General features: G+C 41.5%; 12 protein-coding genes, 14 tRNA genes and 2 rRNA genes. 6 read left to right on the top strand and 22 right to left on the bottom strand.

The window, feature by feature from the left end:
* The first annotated feature begins 115 nt into the window (after positions 1 to 115).
* Positions 116 to 1,606: a catalase gene (locus MHH44_RS01765; protein WP_008407947.1), complete on the top strand. Its 1,491-nt coding sequence runs from the start codon at positions 116 to 118 to the stop codon at positions 1,604 to 1,606.
* Positions 1,607 to 2,061: 455 nt separating this feature from the next.
* Here the strand turns inward: MHH44_RS01765 and MHH44_RS01760 are convergent, their stop codons facing one another.
* Positions 2,062 to 2,991 carry an AEC family transporter gene (locus tag MHH44_RS01760; RefSeq protein ID WP_340797612.1) on the bottom strand — a complete coding sequence of 310 codons (930 nt, stop codon included), beginning with the start codon at positions 2,989 to 2,991 and terminating at the stop codon, positions 2,062 to 2,064.
* Between the two features lie 230 nt (positions 2,992 to 3,221).
* The gene (locus MHH44_RS01755) at positions 3,222 to 4,979 is read right to left on the bottom strand and encodes an S-layer homology domain-containing protein (protein WP_340797611.1); all 1,758 of its coding nucleotides are present in this window, start codon (positions 4,977 to 4,979) and stop codon (positions 3,222 to 3,224) included.
* A gap of 142 nt (positions 4,980 to 5,121) precedes the next feature.
* Here MHH44_RS01755 and MHH44_RS01750 point away from each other — a divergent pair, with 142 nt between their 5' ends.
* Both MHH44_RS01750 and MHH44_RS01745 read left to right on the top strand, forming a co-directional pair.
* A complete protein-coding gene (locus MHH44_RS01750) occupies positions 5,122 to 6,183 on the top strand; it encodes an S-layer homology domain-containing protein (RefSeq protein WP_340797610.1) in 1,062 nt (353 codons plus the stop codon).
* Positions 6,184 to 6,324: 141 nt separating this feature from the next.
* A complete protein-coding gene (locus MHH44_RS01745; protein ID WP_340797609.1) occupies positions 6,325 to 8,478 on the top strand; it encodes a leucine-rich repeat domain-containing protein in 2,154 nt (717 codons plus the stop codon).
* Between the two features lie 42 nt (positions 8,479 to 8,520).
* Here MHH44_RS01745 and MHH44_RS01740 read toward each other — a convergent pair whose 3' ends face one another.
* Positions 8,521 to 9,516 (bottom strand): MBL fold metallo-hydrolase, encoded by a 996-nt coding sequence (locus MHH44_RS01740; protein ID WP_340797608.1) that lies wholly within the window; start codon positions 9,514 to 9,516, stop codon positions 8,521 to 8,523.
* 129 nt (positions 9,517 to 9,645) lie between these two features.
* Positions 9,646 to 10,155 (bottom strand): DinB family protein, encoded by a 510-nt coding sequence (locus tag MHH44_RS01735; RefSeq protein WP_339263529.1) that lies wholly within the window; start codon positions 10,153 to 10,155, stop codon positions 9,646 to 9,648.
* A 52-nt stretch (positions 10,156 to 10,207) separates the two neighbouring features.
* On the opposite strand from MHH44_RS01735, the gene MHH44_RS01730 reads away from it, so the two are divergent.
* The gene (locus tag MHH44_RS01730) at positions 10,208 to 10,969 is read left to right on the top strand and encodes an IclR family transcriptional regulator (RefSeq protein WP_014824986.1); all 762 of its coding nucleotides are present in this window, start codon (positions 10,208 to 10,210) and stop codon (positions 10,967 to 10,969) included.
* A gap of 29 nt (positions 10,970 to 10,998) precedes the next feature.
* Here MHH44_RS01730 and MHH44_RS01725 read toward each other — a convergent pair whose 3' ends face one another.
* Positions 10,999 to 12,213, bottom strand: a complete 1,215-nt coding sequence (locus MHH44_RS01725; RefSeq protein WP_087617022.1) for an FAD-dependent monooxygenase — start codon at positions 12,211 to 12,213, stop codon at positions 10,999 to 11,001.
* A gap of 239 nt (positions 12,214 to 12,452) precedes the next feature.
* Here MHH44_RS01725 and MHH44_RS01720 point away from each other — a divergent pair, with 239 nt between their 5' ends.
* Complete coding sequence (locus MHH44_RS01720; protein WP_008407937.1) at positions 12,453 to 13,403, top strand: fumarylacetoacetate hydrolase family protein; 951 nt, start codon at positions 12,453 to 12,455, stop codon at positions 13,401 to 13,403.
* A 57-nt stretch (positions 13,404 to 13,460) separates the two neighbouring features.
* Positions 13,461 to 14,585: a cupin domain-containing protein gene (locus MHH44_RS01715; RefSeq protein WP_008407936.1), complete on the top strand. Its 1,125-nt coding sequence runs from the start codon at positions 13,461 to 13,463 to the stop codon at positions 14,583 to 14,585.
* Between the two features lie 568 nt (positions 14,586 to 15,153).
* Here MHH44_RS01715 and MHH44_RS01710 read toward each other — a convergent pair.
* The 17 genes from MHH44_RS01710 to MHH44_RS01630 all read right to left on the bottom strand — a co-directional run bounded on the left by MHH44_RS01710 (position 15,154) and on the right by MHH44_RS01630 (position 19,962).
* Entirely contained in the window at positions 15,154 to 15,417 is a 264-nt protein-coding gene (locus MHH44_RS01710; protein WP_340797607.1) for a hypothetical protein, read from the bottom strand.
* Positions 15,418 to 15,531: 114 nt separating this feature from the next.
* A tRNA-Glu gene (locus MHH44_RS01705) sits at positions 15,532 to 15,603 on the bottom strand.
* A gap of 2 nt (positions 15,604 to 15,605) precedes the next feature.
* A tRNA-Asn gene (locus MHH44_RS01700) sits at positions 15,606 to 15,681 on the bottom strand.
* A gap of 9 nt (positions 15,682 to 15,690) precedes the next feature.
* Positions 15,691 to 15,767 (bottom strand) — tRNA-Ile (locus MHH44_RS01695).
* Between the two features lie 6 nt (positions 15,768 to 15,773).
* Positions 15,774 to 15,849, bottom strand: a tRNA-Phe gene (locus MHH44_RS01690).
* A gap of 10 nt (positions 15,850 to 15,859) precedes the next feature.
* Positions 15,860 to 15,935, bottom strand: a tRNA-Asp gene (locus tag MHH44_RS01685).
* 26 nt (positions 15,936 to 15,961) lie between these two features.
* Positions 15,962 to 16,054: transfer RNA gene (locus MHH44_RS01680), tRNA-Ser, on the bottom strand.
* Between the two features lie 19 nt (positions 16,055 to 16,073).
* Positions 16,074 to 16,149, bottom strand: a tRNA-Ala gene (locus MHH44_RS01675).
* An 8-nt stretch (positions 16,150 to 16,157) separates the two neighbouring features.
* Positions 16,158 to 16,234, bottom strand: a tRNA-Pro gene (locus tag MHH44_RS01670).
* 23 nt (positions 16,235 to 16,257) lie between these two features.
* Positions 16,258 to 16,334: transfer RNA gene (locus MHH44_RS01665), tRNA-Arg, on the bottom strand.
* A gap of 27 nt (positions 16,335 to 16,361) precedes the next feature.
* Positions 16,362 to 16,450: transfer RNA gene (locus MHH44_RS01660), tRNA-Leu, on the bottom strand.
* A gap of 4 nt (positions 16,451 to 16,454) precedes the next feature.
* Positions 16,455 to 16,529 (bottom strand) — tRNA-Gly (locus MHH44_RS01655).
* Between the two features lie 50 nt (positions 16,530 to 16,579).
* Positions 16,580 to 16,655 (bottom strand) — tRNA-Lys (locus tag MHH44_RS01650).
* Positions 16,656 to 16,661: 6 nt separating this feature from the next.
* Positions 16,662 to 16,737: transfer RNA gene (locus tag MHH44_RS01645), tRNA-Thr, on the bottom strand.
* 9 nt (positions 16,738 to 16,746) lie between these two features.
* Positions 16,747 to 16,822: transfer RNA gene (locus MHH44_RS01640), tRNA-Val, on the bottom strand.
* Positions 16,823 to 16,831: 9 nt separating this feature from the next.
* Positions 16,832 to 16,947, bottom strand: a 5S ribosomal RNA gene (rrf, locus tag MHH44_RS01635).
* An 86-nt stretch (positions 16,948 to 17,033) separates the two neighbouring features.
* Positions 17,034 to 19,962, bottom strand: a 23S ribosomal RNA gene (locus MHH44_RS01630).
* Positions 19,963 to 20,060: the final 98 nt, after the last annotated feature.

Genomic DNA, 20,060 nt, shown 5'->3' with positions numbered 1-20,060 from the left:
TTCTTTAATATAAAGATTACTTAAAAAGAATTATTATAATCTAGTAGAAATTATGATTTAGATTTGTTATATTATTTATGAAGAGTTTTTCAAAAAGATTTAGGAGGAACTATACATGACAAACGAACGTTTAACAACAATTACTGGTGCTCCAGTAGTATCGAACGATGATTCGCAAACAGCTGGTCGCCGTGGCCCGATCTTATTACAAGACGTATTCCTAATTGAGAAATTAGCGAATTTTAACCGAGAAGTAATTCCTGAGCGTCGTATGCACGCAAAAGGTTCTGGTGCATTCGGTACATTTACTGTAACGCATGACATCACAAAATATACAAAAGCAAAAATTTTCTCTGAAGTTGGTAAGAAAACAGAAATGTTCGCACGTTTCTCAACTGTAGCAGGTGAGCGCGGTGCGGCTGATGCTGAGCGTGATATTCGCGGTTTCGCATTAAAATTCTACACTGAAGAAGGTAACTGGGATATGGTTGGTAACAACACACCTGTATTCTTCTTCCGTGACCCATTACACTTCCCGGATTTAAACCACGTAGTTAAGCGTGATCCAAAAACAAACATGCATAACGGCAACTCGAACTGGGATTTCTGGACTTCATTACCAGAAGCTTTACATCAAGTAACAATCGTAATGTCTGACCGTGGTATTCCAGCAGGTTACCGCAACATGCACGGTTTCGGATCTCACACTTACTCAATGATCAACGAAGCTGGCGAACGTGTATACGTGAAATTCCACTTCCGTACACAACAAGGTATTAAAAACCTGACTGGTGCAGAAGCTGCTGAAATTATCGGTAAAGACCGTGAATCTTCACAACGTGACCTATTCGATTCAATCGAAAAAGGCGATTTCCCGAAATGGAAAATGTACATTCAAGTGATGACTGAAGAGCAAGCTCGCAACTCTAAGGACAACCCATTCGACTTAACAAAAGTTTGGTACAAATCTGAGTACCCATTAATGGAAGTTGGAGAGTTCGAATTAAACCGTAACCCGGAAAACTACTTCGCTGATGTTGAGCAAGCTGCATTCGCTCCATCAAACGTTGTACCTGGTATTTCATTCTCACCAGACCGTATGCTGCAAGCCCGTTTATTCGCATACCAAGATGCAACTCGTTACCGTTTAGGTGTTAACCACCACCAAATTCCAGTAAACACACCAAAATGCCCATTCATGGTATATCACCGTGATGGTCAAGGTCGTGCTGATGGAAACCGTGGTTCAGCAATTACTTACTATCCAAATAGCTATGGCGCATTACAAGGTCAAACACAATATAAAGACCCTGCATTAGCTCTTGATGGTCCAGCTGACATCTACGACTTCCGTGAAGATGACAACAACTACTTCGAGCAACCAGGTAAATTATTCCGTCTTCAAACGCCGGAACAGCAACAACGTTTATTCGAAACAACTGCTGCAGAAATGAACGGTGTTGAAGAATTCATCAAACGTCGTCACATTTTACACTGCTACTTAGCTGATCCAGCATATGGTGAAGGTGTAGCTAAGGCAATGGGTCTTTCATTAGATGGTATGGACCTTTCAAACCCATACTCTAATACGGTAAGTATGTACTAAGATGTACTCTATGAATTTAGCTTCTTGCTCAAATTGTTAAATTCACTAGCTTTTCATTAATTTAGTTTTACTAGATTACGAAAGCGTTATTGATATCCAACTATAATCGCTTACAGCCGCAAGTATCTGAGGGGATACTTGCGGTTTTTTTATGGAAAAAGGGCTGCCACATAACCCAAAAACCCATTTTTCTCTATGAGAAAAATGGGTTTTTTAGCTGTGCGTAAAAATTGATTTCCATTCCGGGACGCTTTCCGCGGGCACAGCGTGAGGCCAACACGATGTTGGTCACAAAAGCGTTGCCACAGGACGTGGCGCTCTTAGCTTTTGTTCTTAAGTCTCAGGCGTCGTGCATTTCCCGCTGGAGTCGCCCTTCATTCCAATCAATTTTTAAAAGTATCCGTTTCGTTTTAACCTATTCCAATCAAACTTGTAATTCTATTTGATTCCCTTTTCTAAGCAAATAAAATCGTCGATAAGTAAATAACAAACGTCACGGTTAAACAGCTGATAATCGTTGAAAACAGTACTGTCTGGGCAGCTGTTGCCGATTCAATATCATACTCCAGTGCTAAGCTGGAACTGTTTCTTGATGTCGGGAATGCACTTGCGATAAATAGCGATTGTGCCACTACTCCGTCCAGACCCAATGCAAAAATAATAACAAGTGCTGTTGCAGGGCCGACTATTAATCGTGTAAAGCAGCTGACAAAAATCGTTTTATTGAACATCGAGCGCATTTCGATTGTAGAAAGCTGCGCACCTAATGTTATAAGTGCAACCGCCACAAATCCGTCTGCAATATGCTCCAGCGGAATACTAAACGTTTCAGGGATCGGTACACTAAAATAATTTAATGCCGCACCAATAATTAGCGCATGAACGATCGGCATTTTCAAAAAGTCCCGGACAATCGCTAATCCTGATTTTGTTGATGAGATTAAATTATACAAGCCATATGTATACGTCGTCATATTTTGAAAAATAACAAGAATAACTTGAATCGCTACCCCGATCGGCTGGGTTGCGAAAATCATTTGTGCAACCGGGATTCCATAGTTACCAGAGTTTATAAGGACAACACTGTTTTTGAAAACGGCCGATTCCTTTTTATCAAGTTTTAACAACTTTGCGAGCAGCTGACTTAACAGCATTTGCGCACCGATAAACAAAATAATAAAAATCGTAATTTGTCCAAGCACACTCATTTCAATGGATGTTTCATAAATATTGATAAATACCGCAGCCGGCATGAAACAGTATGTAATGAGGTGGGATAATGCTTTAAGGTTAAACTGAAACTTGCGCTGTAAAATAGCACCTATAATAAGTAAAATTAAAATCGGTGCAACAATTTTGAAGAAAATCATCGATAAATAGACCATGCGAAAACTCCTTTTGTGCATGTGTGCTGTAGTAGTTAATTATAGCGTAATTGTATAGGAATTGTCAGAAGTTCCTACGAATTTTCCATTTTCAGCTTAGCAGTCAACCTATTATTGCTAATCTTCCACTCTGTGCGAGACATACCCCAAAAACCTCCTTTTTCTTTGTGAGAAAAAGGAGGTTTTTTCGATGTGCGTAAAATTGATTTCCACTCCGGGACCATTCAATTTTATAAATAGTCGATTGCTATTAACGCATTGTAAATAAGTTCGGCAAACTCGCCGCGTGATAATATTTTCTCAGGATTAAATGGACCTTGCCCATCGACAACACCAAACAGCTCCAGAATTGCAATGCTTTGACGCGCTTCAAATGTCAGGTTTGCAATATCCGGATAGCTAATGTTTAATTCATTGTATACTTTCGCCAAATCCTGATTTAAATAGCGGTACATGTTGGCAATAATAATGGCTGCTTCTTGCTTTGTCACCGAAGCATTAGGTGTAAAACGGCTCGATGTTGCACCACTCATGATGCCTGCTTCCAATAATCCCTGGACTAGTTTTAATTGCTGCGCATTTGCTATATCCAGATATTTCGATTTGGCGTTACTTGATAAATCCAGTGCCGATGCAATCATTATCGCTGCATCGAGTTTGCTTACTTGTTTATAGGTTTGAACTAGACGGCTTTTCGTATTAAATAGAATGCCGCGCTTTGCCAGCTCTCGAATGGCACGTCCTTGGTCAGTGTTTGGAATATCCGTATAAATAACGCTGCTATTCGCTGCTTTAAATGTACCACCTGTGGCTGTACGGATAATGAATTTCGAGCCATCTACCTTAAATGATGCCGGTGATGTACCAGTTGATAGAACACGTTGAATTACTTGTGAAGTATTCGCCTTTAATTTAGAGACCGGAACATGAACTTCTACTGTATTTTCAAAAGTTTTTGCACGATTTCCTTCTGTAAATTGGAGGTGAAGCTGATTATTGGCTACATTTACAGACACACCGACTGTAGCTGTAGAAGACTGTATTTCCGATGTAGGAATAATGATTTCAATATCTCCCGCTTTTAAACGCATATTCCGGTCTGTAATATTTTTTACTTGAGAAGTAGTTATTTGTGTTGTATAGCGGCCATTTTGATAGGTCATCGTTTCATAGTTTGACCAAGTTGCTGTTTTCGGAATTGTTGTCACAACTGTACTTGCTGAATCATCCGGAATGTAAAGCGGATCATATGCCGGCTTCTCGATGACTACTCCGCCCGGCTTTATTTCATGAATATAATCAGGATAGTACGTATACACAAGCTCAATATAATATGGATCTCTCCACATTGTTTCAAGACGAACAAGCTTTTCCCACGATGTTACATGTCTTTTCGCTTCTGCCGATAAGTTGTTGTATAGTGATCGGGCTTTCGCAATTTCCTGTGTTGTCGAGCTGCGGCTAATATCGTTCATATATATATCAAATGCGTTGGCATCAAGCTTTGCCTGCTTCACAACAGTATTTTGATAAATAATATAATTCTCACCATCAATTAAAATGTGGAGGTTTATTACAGACGACTTCGCAAGATCACTCAGCGCATTGTACGCCATACGTATACTTTTAATTTGAGCTTCTGTATATTTCAATTTGTCGATACGATTAATGCGGTCCATCACGACTTTCGCTTCTTTTTCAGCTTGTGCCTTTTGAACAGCTAACCGGCTTTCGAAGTATTCAAGGTTTGTAACTACTTGTTTCTCGATTGGCTTTTTCGCCTCGCTGTTTAATGCTTCATATGCTTTTCGTGCTGCACTGATTTCAGTAGGCGTCGACTCGTCGTTTAACGTTTGAATCATTTCTCTGACTTTATCTGCTGCGACAATATCAGACGCAGCTGCCCCCTCTGCCTCTACTTCCCCTATCATCCCAATACTTACCGGGATTGCGGCCAATGCAGCTAGCATTAACTTTGATTTATTCATATAGATCACTACCTATTCTCATTTTATATACCATATCTATTATATCGGCTCTTATCCCATATTTTAGAATAAAAAGTAAGTGGAAACTGGAGGTAGTCATGGTAAAGTAAAAATAATCCAATTATAAAGAGGAGGTTTTTTTATGAAACGCTTCTACTTCACAATTATCTCTATTATTGTAGGGCTGTCTTTTTTTATTTCTCCAACCAACTCGGTGGCAGCGAAGCAAGTGTTTAAAGATGTCCCGACAAACCATTATGCGTATGACGCAATTAAATGGGCATATGATTTTAATATTATAAACGGCTATGCTAACGGTACATTCCGTCCAAACCAACCCGTCACAGAACAACAATTTGCTCAAATTTTAATTAGCTATTTTGATTTGGAACCTGTCTCGGAAGAACTGGATAAGTTCACAAAGAAAGAGATTCCATCCGATGCAAACTATAATACGCTTGCCGCCTATCAAGTACCTTTAAACGGCTATTTCCATAACAGTATTCGAGGTGCAGCTGTAAAACGGGGAACTGTTGCACAGGCGATTGCCTATATAGCGGATGGACAAACGACTTTAAATAAAGCAATCCGTTTTTTACTGGATCATGATATTTCTAACGGACAAAACGCAAAGTATGAGCAAACTAATTTACAGCATTTTTTCGGTACAACAAATAATTTAACACGTGCACAGCTTGTTCTGTTTTTCTATAACATGCAAAATAAAAACTTCTTTTATCGTTCTGACATGGCAGAAGAGAGCTTTGCTAGTAATAGCCCGCTTTATGAACGTGCTTCTTCCGCCCGCAGTATGCTTGATAAATCATTACGCACAGGTGCAAACTGGTCCCCTACTGCCGACAAGAAGCCAAATAAATCTTGGAATGGCGAGTATACGTATTTTCATACTTACGGTAAAGGGGACCTTGATTCAAAGGGGCGTGTATTAACAATCTCTAATAGTACGAAAACCGGTTTCCAATTGATCTATTATACGTATGACGGCTGGGCATCCGGCACGATTGAAGGAACAGCGACATTCACAGCCGATACAAAAGCGCGGTTATCCAAAACAGCGGATGGTGATCGATGTGTTATTGAATTCGAACGGCTTACTAATAAGACAATTAAAACAACCGAGTTTTATTGTGAAGCCGGCCGTGATAAAGGAACGACATATAGTGGAACGCTCACTTTAGAGTAGCAAAAAGGTTCTTGTCTAATAAGGTGGCAGGAACCTTTTCAAGTTGTAATTTACCACTAAAAAATATTTATTTAATTTTGAAACTTATTTCCAAATAATCCGTCTGTACGTTAATTCCAAAATAAAGAAAGGATTTAACCTATGAAAAAAATCATTATTACCTGTGCGTTAATGCTCGTTTCTATTATCGGATTTTGCAGTTCTGCAACTGCTGCACCATATGAGACATACAAGAATTTCTATTATGTAATTTTTACAGCTGAAAATGGAAAACAAGAGGTACGAATTATTGGCTCTTCTGCACCAAAAAACTTAACTATTCCCGAAACAATCGCCGGCTATCCTGTAACGGAAATTGCGGATAATGCTTTTGCGATTGATACAGAATGGTTTAATTATGATGCTCCTGATTATGAAGAGAGAATCGTCCATACCGTTAGTTTTCCGAAAACGTTGAAACGAATCGGTGATGGAGCATTTATAAACAACTCCCTTCAAAACGTTACATTACCAGTCGGACTTGAAGAAATCGGGACAGAAGCCTTTATGGGGAATTCCATTTCATCCCTTACTGTTCCGGACTCCGTCACAACAATTGGCGCATCAATCGTCGGCGCTCTATACAGCGATCGTAATGTAGATGTGACATTACCTGCTCATTTGCAAAGTAAGCAGGATCACCAATATGAAAATTTATATTATGCCATTACCGAATATAACGGTAAACAGGAAATTAAAATTACCGGCTTTGACGAAAATGCAGGCGCTGAGTCATTCAATATTCCGGCTGCCATCAATGGCATTCCCGTTACCGAAATCGCACCATTTGCCTTTACAACTAAACACTCCATCATTCCGGCTACTAACACAGCAATGAATAAAGAGCCATTTAGTGTAACATTGCCAAATACAATTCGTGTTATCGGACCTTATGCATTTGCATCCGTTAATTACGATAAAAACAAGCCGCTTCAACTCCCTTCAAGTCTGGAAGTGATCGGCAACAATGCATTCAGCTTCAGTGAAAATATATTCGGAGGAAAAACACTTGTCTTACCGGACAATTTGAAAACAATCGGTAAGGAAGCATTCAGCAGGAATAAAATTGCCGGCGTCACGATCCCGGACTCTGTTACGCACCTTGGCAAAAAAGCCTTTTACGCAAACCGCTTGTCACAAGTAAAAGTCGGCAAAGGCATTAAAACCATTCCAGCCTTCGCTTTTGCGAACAATACCATCACAAGTTTAACCTTGCCGAATTCATTACAAACAATTGATGACAGTGCATTTCAGTACAATAAGCTGCCGCGCCTATCATTACCGAATAGCGTGACAAATGTAGGACAATACGCATTTGCCAATAACGGGTTAACTTCGGTAACATTGTCAAACGGGTTAAAAACAATTACGCCTTATTCTTTTTCGTACAATAATCTAACAGATGTAACGATCCCAAAATCTGTCGTCGTCATTGAAAGTTTTGCTTTTCATACAAATAAACTTAAATTTGTGAAATTCCCGGCAACATTAAAGATAATCGGTGAGCAAGCGTTTGAAACAAATAAACTAACATCGTTAACACTACCGGAAAATGTGCAAAATATTAAATACGGAGCCTTTAGCGACAACGAATTAACAAATATAACCATTCCATCAAAGTTAACTAAAATTGAAAGCTTTGTATTTGCGGATAATAAGTTAAAGAATGTGACGATTCCTAAAAACATTAAAGTTATCGAACAATATGCATTTGTTAACAATGCTTTGACATCTGTTTCATTAAAATATGGATTAACCTCAATCGGCCAGCACGCGTTTGATACGAATAGATTAACTACTATCATTATTCCGGACAGTGTGACAGCAATGGGACCATATGTATTTGCAAATAATAAATTAAAATCTGTTCAAATTCCTAAAAATATAAAAGTATTAAAAGAAGCTGCGTTTGCGAACAACGCGCTGAGCTCAGTTACGATCCCTTCGAAAGTAACGACAATCAGCAATGGTGCGTTTTTCAATAACAAGCTGAAAAAGCTGACAGTTCCTGCAAATGTCCAGTCATTAGAGTTCAGTTCAGTGCTTATGAATCCGCTGAAAACCATTACATTACAAGGTAAGAAAACAACGATCATTAAATCCGCCGACATTAATAAAGCATCTGCTATATATGAATTTGGTATCAACACAAAACCGCTGAACAATCTTTATACAACGAGTAAGTATACAAAAGCTTTCGCAAAATGGAATCAACCTCAAACGACTCCGACGACACTTTATGTGAGATGGAAATAATACGCTATAACAAAAACAGCTGCCTCTCCCGGGCAGCTGTTTTCATTTATCAATCAAACTTGTAACTGAAAAACACCACTCCCCGTTCCGTACCTCACGCACAATTAAACCGCGCTGTTCTGCAAGGAGCGTTAATCCAATAATTTCAGAAATCATAAATGTAAAATATTTCGCAAACCGCTCTCCGTATACAGCTTCCCCTAATTGTTTGGCAGTTTGATGGCCTTCACCTATTTTGGATACAACCTTTTGCAACTTGTATTCTATTTTACTTAAGCTTTTTTCCATCACTTCACTCAAGTTATCATAAATCTCTTTATGACCTGCAAACACGGTACGAACATGGTAAGCTTTCATTTTTTCTATCGAGTCTAAATATTGGCTAATCGGGTTTGTAACGTTTCCTAAATGGTCATGATCGATTAAAGCATTCGTCATACCAGTAGCCAATAAAAAATCCCCCGCGAATAACCATCCTGTCTCCTCATCAAACAAACAAATTGAGTCCGGTGAATGCCCAGGAGCAGCCATTACGCGTAATCCTCCGATTGCTTGCCCGTCTTCCAGTTTCATAATCGGCGGATAGATCATCACCTGTTCTTTATTTTGAAGGGTATTCTCCATTTTTGCCATTCGTTCACGTCCAAATTCTGGTACCCCGTATTGCTCATACAAATCATAGTAAAAGCTAAGCTTCTGCTGTAAATAATCATGCTCACACTTCAAACGAGGAATGGCAATTTCACTGGCATAGACAGGAATCGGGTAATCATTCGTAATTTGATTTACTACCCCGATATGATCATTATGAAAATGAGTTAAAATAATACCGGTAATTTGATTAATTTCTATATTATATTCTTTCAATTTACGATAAAAAAACTGCTCAAATTCCTCATTTTTAATGCCCGCATCGATTAATGTATAGTCTTTTCCATTTTGGTAGACATAACAGTTAATACTCCCCAATCCACTATAGTCAGAAGGGAAAATAATCGGATAGACTGCTTTATTCCCTGTTTTTATTATTGCATCCACTTTTCCACCTGCTTCCACTGTTTTATACGCAGAAAGGGCATGCCCCGAAATCCATTCCAGACAGCCCTCTCTATTGTATCTTTATAATACCTTACTATACGCACATCAAACAGTGGATACTTCCGACTCTTACTCTACTTTTTGCGGCTGTACCAATTCTAAATGACGCTGCATCTGCCCTACGTGACTTTCAGTATGCAAAATAATTAGATGGTTGATTAAAAATGATAACGGCTTGCCATCAAAATTCGGGTTGTAGCTAGGTGCAGTTTTTTCTAAATCTTCCTGTTGCACTTTTGCAAAGCTTTCGTTCACTAAAGGAATGAGCGCATTGAGCCTTTCAATCGCTTTTTCCTTTGAAACAGTCGCTACATAATTTTCATCTACCGCAGCTAAACGACGGACATGTTCATGGTTACGTCCCCATTTCGCTCCTGGTACGACTAGGAGTGCCTCTAAGTCAGCTACCCAAAACTCGATTGCTTCGATGATGTGTGTAGCGATTTGCATAACCGACCATTTTTCTTTGGATGGTTTTTTATACAGCACTCCCGTCTCTGTTATACTTATTAGATCAACCATACTATTGATGCTTTTCTCAAAACTTTCAAACTTCTTTTCCATAACATTAGTTTTCATGATATAATCTCCTTATTTTGAATGACTTTTTAAGAAAGGTGAATAGAATACTATGTCAAGCAGTACTACAATCGGATCATTAGCATTAGGTATTCAAATTATCGATGTCGTTGCGCAAAGCGACCACCCACTACGTTTTTCCGATATTCAGGAACAAACAGGCATTTCTAAAAGTAATCTCTATAAATATTTAAATACACTTATCCAGTTAGATTTGCTTTATCGTGATCAAAAGACGGGTAGCTATTCACTCGGCTATAAATTTTTGGAATACGGGAATGCTGCCATGCAAAACGACGATTTTATCGAACGCCTTACACCCTATTTTAAAGAACTTAGCAATCTCACAAATATGACGACATTGCTATCGCTTTGGGTAAATGATTCCCCGGTTATCACAAATATTTGGAATACGAATTTTGGCTTAAGTATCGGTGCGCAAGTCGGTACGAAACTGCCGATTAATTCATCTACAGGAAAAATTTTTGCGGCCTATGCTAATTCCTTGGAAATTACGAACTGGATTGAAGCTCAGCAAAATGAACTTGCCAATTTTGATGTTGCGGCTTTTCAACGCGAGCTGAAAGGAATTCGCAAAAACGGGTTTTCGTTTGCACATGAGCCTCTTGTCCGTCATGTTTCCTCTATCGGTTTACCAATACTCAATTACAAAAATGAGCTTGTCGGTGCCATCACAGTTGTTGGCTTTGAAGAGGACGTACCTACAGACACTTCATCTGAAATGATGCAGCAAATTATTGATATGAGTAAAGAAATGTCGACTGTATATGGCTTTAAAGAGAAAGGGAACTAATCCCCTTTCTCTTTTTAATTTTCCGTTATTCAGCTCTTAACTTCACTTTTGCGTGTGTTGAAGTAATTATATAAAAAGTCTGCTACATCATAGTTTGTTTCCTTGTGACTGCCGAATAAATGATCACGTAACAACACAAGCGCACGGTCAAGGTCGTCAGCTGTATCTGCATGAATAATTTCACCCCAGCGACGTGCTGAATTTTGTACCATTGCTGAACGCGGTTGGCGCTCTTTTTGATAACGTAAAAATGCTTCATTGTACGTTGCTTCATTTTCTAAAGCTTCTCCTAATACATATGCATCTTCAAGTGCCTGTGCACCGCCTTGTGCTAAATATTGGAGCATCGGGTGAGCTGCATCTCCCAATAGTGTTACATTTTCATCTGTCCAGTTTTCTATTGGCAGACGGTGGAACATCGGCCAGCGGAATTGAGTCGAAATATACTTTAACGCACGCTCTACATCCGGATGTGCACCTTCAAAGCGTTGTTGCATTTCTTCCGGAGTCCCCCAGTCGCCTTCCGGTTTATAGTCATATGTTTTGAAAACAACGACTTGATTATATAACTCACCGCGACGAACAGGATATTGTACTAAGTGTAAGTTCGGTCCAATCCACATAATCACATCATCCATTGCAATATCGCCTTCAGCAGTAATCTCTTCAATCGGTAATGTCCCACGGTATGCTACATATTCCGAACAGATCATTTCGTCTTGAGAAAATAGCTTACGTACATTTGATTTAATACCATCTGCCCCGATTGCTGCTTCTGCTGTATAGGACTCACCACGTTGGTTTGTAATCGTTACTTGACCTGGCGTTTGTGATACTGTTTGGATTTGCTCATCGTTTTTAAATGAAATACGGTTATTTTTCAAACATGCTTCATATAAAACACGGTGTAGATCCGAGCGGTGCAATACAACGTACGGCTGCTTGAAACGCTCCTGGAAACCGTCAGTCAAATCAAGTACAGCTAATTCCTTTGCCGTATAAATATCTTTTAGCACTAAGCGCTTCGGTACGACCGCTACATTTAATATTTCTTCTTTAACACCTAATTGGTCCAATACATGCAGTGCGTTAGGTGCTAATTGGATACCTGCTCCTATTTCTCCGAATGCAGGTGCTTGTTCTAATACTGCTACCGTTTTATCTGTGCGTTGTACTATTGAAAGCGCTGTCGCTAAACCGCCAATTCCCCCACCAACTACAATTACATCACTAATATTTGTCATATCATTACCTCCGATTCTATAAATAGAGAACTTTGTTTACTTATAATGAAAATGTAACGTAAAAGAGAAACATTTGTCAATAATATTTCTAAATTTACTGATAATTAATTGCTTTTAATAGGTCCTAAATCACTTATTTAAAAGATTTTTCTGAAAAATATTGACTTTACTACCTAAAGTACTTTATATTTTCTTTAAATAGAGAACTTTGTATTCTATTTCGATAAAGGGGGATAATTATGAAATTAGTCAACTATACAGTGAACGGTATTACACGTGCTGGAGCGATTGTGAAGGAACAAGTAATCGATTTAAACCATGCTTTTGAAGCAAAACTTCAAGCAGAAGGTGAATATCGTTATAAGGAGATTGCCCATGCTTATGTGCCGGCAACTACAGATGGTATTTATGAAGGCGGGAAAAAATCTATTGAATTGGCGCAACAAGCTGTCGACTTCATTTTAGAGAATCCAAACGCTTCTATTACAAAAGCGGTTTTTGATCGTAACGAAGTACATGTTGGAGCACCAGTATTAAATCCAGGAAAGATCATTTGTGTAGGTCACAATTACCGTGAGCATATTCTGGAAATGGGCCGTGAGTTACCAACACATCCAGTTATTTTCGCTAAATTTGCAAATACACTTTTAGGGCCTGATGATGATATTCCATTCTATCCGATTTCTGAACAGCTTGATTATGAAGCAGAGTTTACATTTGTTATTGGTAAACAAGCCCGTAATGTTTCAGAAGAAGACGCCCTGGATTACGTAGCCGGCTATACAATTACGAACGATGTGACTTATCGTGATATCCAACGTCGTACATTACAATGGCTGCAAGGTAAAACAGTAGACGGTTCTGCACCGATGGGACCTTATTTATTAACAGCTGATGAATTACCGGATCCATCAGGGTTATCTGTTGTATTGACAGTGAATGGCGAAGTACGCCAGCAAACGAATACGGCTAACTTAGTATTTTCTGTACAAAAGCTAGTTGCTTTCCTTTCTAACTTAATGACATTAGAGCCGGGTGATGTAATTTTAACAGGTACTCCAGGTGGGGTTGGCGTTGCTATGAATCCTCCGACTTTCTTGAAAGACGGCGATGTTGTCCGCATCGAAATTGATAAAGTTGGTGCACTGGAAAATAAAGTAGCAGCTGCAAATGTGCCAGTAAGTGTATAACCTTCAATACGGTCTAGTATTCTTTATGCACAATTACTATTAAAGGAGTGAAGATGTATGGCAGGAGTATCAGAAGAAGTAAAAGAGTTTATGAAAAGTGACACGGTAAAAGATTTTACGAAAGATATTGAACAATATCATTTAGGTCCACTTTGGGAAGCCATTCCGGAAATTATGAATCATACACCAAAGCCACAAGCACAAGCTTACCTTTGGAGTGATGAATTAATTAAAAAGAAAATGGGCGAAGCAGCACAAATCTTTACACCAGATCGTGGCGGAGAACGTCGTGCAATCTATTTCCAAAACCCGGGATTAACATATCGTCAGCCTTGGGGGTGGGCATCAACTACACAAACGATTTATGTAGCCGTACAAATGCTGCTGCCGGGTGAAAAAGCCCCTTCTCACCGTCACTCTCAATCAGCGTTGCGCTTTATTTCTGAAGGACAAGGCGCCTACACAATTGTACAAGGCGAACGTATTTTCATGGAGGAAGGCGACTTTTTAATTACTCCTAAAGGATTATGGCACGGTCATGAGCACGTTGGCGATGAGCCGATGCTATGGACAGACGCGCTGGATATCCCGACTTTATACGGAATCGGCGGTACTTTCTTCGATCCTTATGAAGGCGGTTTGCAAGAGCCGAATATTCCGGATAATTTCACGGAAAAGCGTTATCGTGGAGGAATGGTACGCCCTGTCGGTGATGACAAGTATACAGTAGCACCACTAGCCAACTACAAATGGGATCGTACGGTTGAAGGAATTAAAGGCTTAATGTCATTTGATCCAGACCCGCATCATGGTTTTGCTGTTGAATATATTAATCCTTCTACAGGTAAAGCAGCCAACCCGACATTAGGTACACGTATGCAGCACTTACCAGCTGGCATGCATACAAAAGCTTTACGCCATACGCATTCTACTGTTTATCAAGTGCATAGAGGTGAAGGCTATACAGTTATTAACGGTACACGCTTTGACTGGAAAAAAGGCGATTACTTTGTCGTTCCAAACTGGGCTTGGTATGAGCACTATGCTTCAAAAGATTCGTACTTATTCTCTGTAAACGATATTCCGATTATGGATCGTTTTGAATTAGAGATCGAGCAAGCGTATGAGTCGAATAATGGTCACCAGGAAGTGACTGGAGAATTTAAAGCTGCATTCCGTTAATGCAGCATCTATAAAAATTCTGCCCAATTTTTATAGAACATAAAATTCATCATTTATAATCACATAGTATAACAATTGAACTTTGAACAATTTTCCACGCATCCCTTTTATAATATATCTCAAAAAACATCCTACATCGATAAATCGTCCATGCCGAAAGCGATTTGTCTGTAGGATGTTTTTTATTAAAGTATAAAGTTGTAATAGCTGTATGATTTACTATTTGTATCGCTCATTACAGCTGGACAGTCTATCAGGTAACCTTCATTTTTATTGATGGCCCTTTACTAAATAAAAGGCTCTGTTAAATTTAATTGTTGACTTTGAAATAAATAATTAGAGGAGCTCAACAAATTAAGTTCCTCTAATTATTTTCCTTTCATGACAATACTCATACTCTAATTTAACCTTTAGTTTTCTACACGAATAAAGCACTTTTCATATATTTCAATGGCTTCAATTTGTAAATCATTTAAATTAATCTTCAATTCAACTTCAAGGTCTTCATTTTCTTCTCCGTCCCAGCAGATGTATATTTCACAAATATCACCTTTCGGGAGCAATTCTTTTAGATAATGACACAAATCGAGAAAATTTTTTTGGATTTTTCATAGTTATGTGGAGAATAAGCCTTATTATAGTCCGTCAATTCCCAAATAGGATTTGCAAATTGTAAAATCTCAAAGATATAGGGTGTCGTAAAATGCTTTTGTTTAACTATGTTAAGATGTTCTGCATCGGGGCAAACATAGTCAACTTCATATTCATGTTCTACATCACCTTCATTTAGTTTTATCGGAAAATTAAAGCCTATATAGACTATCATACTCATTTCTTCAAACTCCTTAACATTCAGTATTTCAAATAATTCCCTATGTTGAATTCATTTTTAAAATAACAAAAAACACATTGCAAAATCTGCAATGTGTTTTCTTTCAAGTGTATATGACCCGTACGGGATTCGAACCCGTGTTACCGCCGTGAAAGGGCGGTGTCTTAACCACTTGACCAACGGGCCAATGGCTCCGAAGGCAGGACTCGAACCTGCGACCTGCCGGTTAACAGCCGGATGCTCTACCAACTGAGCTACTTCGGAATAATACTATGGTGGGCCTAAATGGACTCGAACCATCGACCTCACGCTTATCAGGCGTGCGCTCTAACCAGCTGAGCTATAGGCCCATAGTATGGTGGGTTTGGACGGAATCGAACCGCCGACACTTAGAGCTTCAATCTAATGCTCTACCAACTGAGCTACAAACCCATAAAAAAAATGGCGGTCCCGACCGGGATCGAACCGGCGATCTCCTGCGTGACAGGCAGGCATGTTAACCGCTACACCACGGGACCAACATCTAAAGTAAAAATATTAAAAATGGAGGAGGTAGAGGGATTCGAACCCCCGCGCGGTGTTACCCGCCTGTCGGTTTTCAAGACCGATCCCTTCAGCCAGACTTGGGTATACCTCCAAAGGGAATAAAATATAAATGGTGGAGCCTAGCGGGATCGAACCGCTGACCTCCTGCGTGCAAGGCAGGCGCTCTCCCAGCTGAGCTAAGGCCCCATTAATAATGGTCGGAATGACAGGATTCGAACCTACGACCCCTTGGTCCCAAACCAAGTGCTCTACCAAGCTGAGCTACATTCCGAATATGTCAGTAAAAATATATTATGGCGCGCCCGGCAGGAGTCGAACCCACAACCTTCTGATCCGTAGTCAGACGCTCTATCCAATTGAGCTACGGGCGCGCATTATTAGAGATAAGAATTATAAAATGGTGCCGAGGGCCGGAATCGAACCGGCACGGTGATCACTCACCGCAGGATTTTAAGTCCTGTGCGTCTGCCAGTTCCGCCACCCCGGCATTTTGGAGCGGAAGACGAGGTTCGAACTCGCGACCCCCACCTTGGCAAGGTGGTGTTCTACCACTGAACTACTTCCGCAAAATGCTTAAGATCTATTTATTCTGACAGTATGTATAATTTTATAAAACTGGTGAGCCATGAAGGACTCGAACCTTCGACCCTCTGATTAAAAGTCAGATGCTCTACCAACTGAGCTAATGGCTCTCTAAATGGTGCCGGCGAAAGGAGTCGAACCCTCGACCTACTGATTACAAGTCAGTTGCTCTACCAACTGAGCTACACCGGCATTTAGAAATGGTGGAGGATGACGGGCTCGAACCGCCGACCCCCTGCTTGTAAGGCAGGTGCTCTCCCAGCTGAGCTAATCCTCCAATATTCTAGCGAAGCGACGTCCTACTCTCACAGGGGGAAGCCCCCAACTACCATCGGCGCTAAAGAGCTTAACTTCCGTGTTCGGTATGGGAACGGGTGTGACCTCTTTGCCATCATCACTTCACTATAGTGGGCTTTAAATAAGCCTATGTAAAAGAATTTCATTCTTTCAAAACTGGATAAACGTTTCATTGAATTGAGCAATAAAATGTGGTTAAGTCCTCGACCGATTAGTATTCGTCAGCTGCATGCGTCACCGCACTTCCACCTCGAACCTATCTACCTGATCGTCTTTCAGGGGTCTTACTTACTTGCGTAATGGGAAATCTCATCTTGAGGGGGGCTTCATGCTTAGATGCTTTCAGCACTTATCCCGTCCATACATAGCTACCCAGCGATGCCTTTGGCAAGACAACTGGTACACCAGCGGTATGTCCATCCCGGTCCTCTCGTACTAAGGACAGCTCCTCTCAAATTTCCTACGCCCACGACGGATAGGGACCGAACTGTCTCACGACGTTCTGAACCCAGCTCGCGTACCGCTTTAATGGGCGAACAGCCCAACCCTTGGGACCGACTACAGCCCCAGGATGCGATGAGCCGACATCGAGGTGCCAAACCTCCCCGTCGATGTGGACTCTTGGGGGAGATAAGCCTGTTATCCCCGGGGTAGCTTTTATCCGTTGAGCGATGGCCCTTCCATGCGGAACCACCGGATCACTAAGCCCGTCTTTCGACCCTGCTCGACTTGTAGGTCTCGCAGTCAAGCTCCCTTATGCCTTTACACTCTACGAATGATTTCCAACCATTCTGAGGGAACCTTTGGGCGCCTCCGTTACTCTTTAGGAGGCGACCGCCCCAGTCAAACTGTCCGCCTGACACTGTCTCCTACCCCGCTAAGGGGCATGGGTTAGAAGTTCAATACAACCAGGGTAGTATCCCACCGACGCCTCCTTCGAAGCTGGCGCTCCGAGATCTCTGGCTCCTACCTATCCTGTACAAGTTGTACCAAAATTCAATATCAGGCTACAGTAAAGCTCCACGGGGTCTTTCCGTCCTGTCGCGGGTAACCTGCATCTTCACAGGTACTATAATTTCACCGAGTCTCTCGTTGAGACAGTGCCCAGATCGTTACGCCTTTCGTGCGGGTCGGAACTTACCCGACAAGGAATTTCGCTACCTTAGGACCGTTATAGTTACGGCCGCCGTTTACTGGGGCTTCAATTCACAGCTTCGCTTGCGCTAACCGCTCCTCTTAACCTTCCAGCACCGGGCAGGCGTCAGCCCCTATACGTCACCTTACGGTTTTGCAGAGACCTGTGTTTTTGCTAAACAGTCGCCTGGGCCTATTCACTGCGGCTTCTCTAGGCTATGCACCCAAAGAAGCACCCCTTCTCCCGAAGTTACGGGGTCATTTTGCCGAGTTCCTTAACGAGAGTTCTCTCGCACACCTTAGGATTCTCTCCTCGACTACCTGTGTCGGTTTGCGGTACGGGCACCTCTCACCTCGATAGAGGCTTTTCTTGGCAGTGTGAAATCAGGAACTTCGCTCATACGAGCTCGTCATCACAGCTCAACGTTATAGTATGCGGATTTGCCTACATACACGCCTTACTGCTTGAACACGCGCAACCAACGGCGTGCTTACCCTATCCTACTGCGTCCCCCCATTTCTCAAACGGTGAGGAGGTGGTACAGGAATATCAACCTGTTGTCCATCGCCTACGCCTATCGGCCTCGGCTTAGGTCCCGACTAACCCTGAGCGGACGAGCCTTCCTCAGGAAACCTTAGTCATACGGTGCATGGGATTCTCACCCATGTTTCGCTACTCATACCGGCATTCTCACTTCTAACCGCTCCACCAGTCCTTCCGGTCTGACTTCAACGCTGTTAGAACGCTCTCCTACCACGCATACTCAAAGTATGCATCCACAGCTTCGGTGAATCGTTTAGCCCCGATACATTTTCGGCGCAGCGTCACTCGACCAGTGAGCTATTACGCACTCTTTAAATGATGGCTGCTTCTAAGCCAACATCCTGGTTGTCTAAGCAACGCCACATCCTTTTCCACTTAACGATTACTTGGGGACCTTAGCTGGTGGTCTGGGCTGTTTCCCTCTTGACTACGGATCTTATCACTCGCAGTCTGACTCCCGTGTATAAATATCCGGCATTCGGAGTTTGTCTGAATTCGGTAAAGCGAGATGCCCCCCTAGTCCAAACAGTGCTCTACCTCCGGTATTCTCAATCACGAGGCTAGCCCTAAAGCTATTTCGGAGAGAACCAGCTATCTCCAGGTTCGATTGGAATTTCTCCGCTACCCACACCTCATCCCCGCACTTTTCAACGTGCGTGGGTTCGGGCCTCCAGTGAGTGTTACCTCACCTTCACCCTGGACATGGGTAGATCACCTGGTTTCGGGTCTACGACCACGTACTAATTCGCCCTATTCAGACTCGCTTTCGCTGCGGCTCCGTCTTCTCAACTTAACCTCGCACGTAATCGTAACTCGCCGGTTCATTCTACAAAAGGCACGCTATCACCCATTAACGGGCTCTAACTACTTGTAGGCACACGGTTTCAGGATCTATTTCACTCCCCTTCCGGGGTGCTTTTCACCTTTCCCTCACGGTACTGGTTCACTATCGGTCACTAGGTAGTATTTAGCCTTGGGAGATGGTCCTCCCGGATTCCGACGGAATTTCACGTGTTCCGCCGTACTCAGGATCCACTCTGGAGGGAATGAACTTTTGACTACAGGGCTTTTACCTTGTTTCGCGGACCTTTCCAAGTCGCTTCGTCTAATTCATTCTTTTGTAACTCCGTATAGAGTGTCCTACAACCCCAAAGAGCAAGCTCTTTGGTTTGGGCTCTTCCCGTTTCGCTCGCCGCTACTCAGGGAATCGAATTTTCTTTCTGTTCCTGCAGGTACTTAGATGTTTCAGTTCCCTGCGTCTGTCTTCAACACGCTATGAATTCACGTGAAGATACTATCCGATTAAAGATAGTGGGTTCCCCCATTCGGAAATCCCCGGATCAAAGCTTACTTACAGCTCCCCGAGGCATATCGGTGTTAGTGCCGTCCTTCATCGACTCCTAGTGCCAAGGCATCCACCGTGCGCCCTTATTAACTTAACCAAAAGTTAACACTTAGATCAGAGATCTAAGATTTAAGTTTACACGTCAATTGCTTGACTTGTTTAAAAATCTATAAAATAGAAATTTGATTTATTGCT

Source organism: Solibacillus sp. FSL K6-1126 (genome assembly GCF_038003445.1).
Lineage (GTDB): Bacteria > Bacillota > Bacilli > Bacillales_A > Planococcaceae > Solibacillus > Solibacillus silvestris.
The sequence above is the reverse complement of the archived record's forward strand: the minus strand, read 5'-3'. Positions and strand labels throughout refer to the sequence as shown.